Annotated in this window: 1 pseudogene; it reads right to left on the bottom strand. The window is 45.1% G+C overall.

The features are described from left to right. Positions 1-6 precede the first annotated feature (6 nt). Positions 7-357, bottom strand: a pseudogene (locus FH871_RS35225) (DNA recombination/repair protein RecA); the annotation flags it as partial.

Here is a 357-nt window from a genome sequence, read left to right as displayed (position 1 = left end):
AAACCCTTACTCTTCGATTTCGATGCTCTCTAGGTCAAGGGATAACTCTTCTGGCTCTTCCTTGGCCTCTGCTTGGACCGGTTGGGCTTCTACAGCTTGGTCATCTTCAATGAGACCATACTTGATACGAACCTTCTTATCGATTGCGTCAAAGACTTCTGGATTATCCGCCAGGTATTTCTTAGCATTTTCAGATCCTTGACCAATCTTTTCACCATTATAAGAGTACCAAGCACCGGCTTTTTGGATAATATCAAGGTCGGTCGCAATCTTAACCAGCTCACCAGTTCTGGAGATGCCTTCTCCGTACATGATTTCCACTTGGGCTACCTTAAATGGTGGGGCTACCTTGTTCTT

It is taken from the genome of Larkinella sp. C7 (genome assembly GCF_006149005.1).
In the GTDB taxonomy this organism is placed as follows: Bacteria; Bacteroidota; Bacteroidia; order Cytophagales; family Spirosomataceae; genus Larkinella.
This window is presented reverse-complemented; position numbering and strand designations above follow the sequence as displayed.